This is a genomic window from Escherichia sp. E10V5, assembly GCF_004212315.1.
Lineage (GTDB): Bacteria > Pseudomonadota > Gammaproteobacteria > Enterobacterales > Enterobacteriaceae > Escherichia.
Genome location: NZ_RHJM01000053.1, coordinates 1 through 1,211 on the forward strand (window position 1 = coordinate 1; position 1,211 = coordinate 1,211).

Here is a 1,211-nt window from a genome sequence, read left to right on the forward strand (position 1 = left end):
TGACCCTGGCCCAAAATCAGTGCAGTGCTAAATCAGAGATCTTCGTCTTTCCGGAGACTTCGGATGAATTCAGCCGGAGTCATGTCATTTAATGATGAATGTGTCCTTTCATGATTATATTCCCTGCGCCAGCTGTCGAGTTTGTCCTGCGCATCTTCCAGTGACAGGAACCAGTGAATGTTCAGGCATTCATCCCGCAGACTGCCGTTAAATGATTCAATGAACGGGTTATCTGTCGGCTTTCCGGGGCGCGAGAAGTCCAGGGTCACGCCGTGTTCATACGCCCATTTATCCAGACTTTTTGAGATAAACTCGCTGCCGTTATCTGTCTGAATACGTACTGGCAGGCGCTTACCCAGCACCCGCAACCCTTCCATCACACCGACCACATCCTCGCCTTTCAGCGACTTTCCGGCATGGATCGCCAGACACTCCCGACTAAAATTATCGACTACAGTCAGCGCCCGGAAACGCCGTCCGTTAAACAGATTATCCGACACGAAATCCATACTCCAGCACTGATCGATATGCGTCAGGACCGGACGTTGCTGGCGATGTGCTGCACTGACATGTCTGCGGGGGCGCTTTCTGCGCAGGTTGAGGCCTTCCAGACAGTAAATCCGGTGTGTTTTCTTATGGTTAACAAGCCAGCCCTCCCGCCGCAGCTGGATATGAATACGCGGACAACCATACCGTATCCGGGTTTCCGCGATCTCCCGGATACGCTGGGTTATCGCCCGATCGTCACGCCGGCTCTGCCAGTGGTAGACAGTTCTGCTCTGCATCAGCAACCCGCATCCCCGGCGGACACTGATGCGGTATGCTTCCTGCAGGAAATGCACCGCCTGGCGCTTCTGAGCCGGCCTCAGAACTTTTGTTTCAGTACCTCCTGCAACATCTCCTTATCCAGACTCAGATCGGCCACCAGTTTCTTCAGCCGCTGATTTTCATCCTCCAGTTGCCGCAGACGCCGCAGTTCCGTCACGCCCAGACCGGCAAATTTCTTCTTCCAGTTGTAAAAGGTGGCCTCAGAAATACCCATCTTTCTGCAGACTTCCCCTACGCGGGTGCCGGTTTCGGCCTGTTTCAGCGCAAACGCAATCTGTTCTTCGGTATAACGGGTCTTTTTCATGGTAATAAGCCTCTCTGTTAGCAGGAAGAAAGACCGGAGACTTCAGTTTAGACTGGTACTGTTTTCAGGGAGGAGATCA

General features: G+C 53.0%; 1 protein-coding gene. It reads right to left on the reverse strand.

Features of this window, described 5'->3' with window-relative positions; genetic code table 11:
• Positions 1 to 32: 32 nt before the first annotated feature.
• A protein-coding gene (locus D9738_RS24320; RefSeq protein ID WP_130261386.1) for an IS3 family transposase occupies positions 33 to 1,132 on the reverse strand; the annotation gives its coding sequence in 2 pieces (ribosomal slippage) (positions 33 to 877 and positions 877 to 1,132; 1,101 coding nt in all).
• Between the last annotated feature and the right edge of the window lie 79 nt (positions 1,133 to 1,211).